Here is a 545-nt window from a genome sequence, read left to right as displayed (position 1 = left end):
TCTCGCGCTACGTGCCGAAGACGAAGCCCGACCGCAGCCAGCAACAACGGTGGATCACCTTCCTCCGAAATCACAAGGACATGATCGCGGGCATGGACTTCTTTGTCGTCCCGACCGTCCGGTTCCAACTGCTGTACGTCTGGTTCGCGATCGACCACGGCAGACGGCGAGTTCTCCACTTCAACGTCACCGAGAATCCGAGCGCTCACTGGGTGATCCAGCAGCTGCGTGAGACCCTCCCAAACGAACCAAGCCATCGATTCCTGATTTACGACAACGACTCGATCTTCTCGGCTGCGGTCGCCCACGCGATCAAGAGCTTCGAAATCGACCCAAAGCGCACGGCCTTCCGAAGCCCATGGCAGAACGGAACCGCTGAGCGCTTCGTGGGTTCCGTCCGACGCGAACTGCTCGACCACGTGGTCGTCTTGAACGAAGACCACTTAAGACGGCTACTCCGCGAGTACGTCGACTACTACAACGACGAGCGAGTCCACACATCGATTGGCGATTCACCGGTCGGTCGACTCGTAGAATCACGACCT

The 545-nt window shown here is 58.7% G+C and carries 1 protein-coding gene; it reads left to right on the top strand.

From position 1 onward, the window contains the following. Nucleotides 1-11 precede the first annotated feature (11 nt). On the top strand, nucleotides 12-545 hold a 534-nt coding region (locus GY937_14845; protein ID MCP5057981.1), incomplete at its 3' end, for a transposase family protein.

It is taken from the genome of bacterium (genome assembly GCA_024228115.1).
GTDB lineage: Bacteria > Myxococcota_A > UBA9160 > UBA9160 > UBA6930.
Note: the sequence above shows the minus strand (reverse complement) of the source record. Positions and strands in the feature narration are given on the sequence as shown.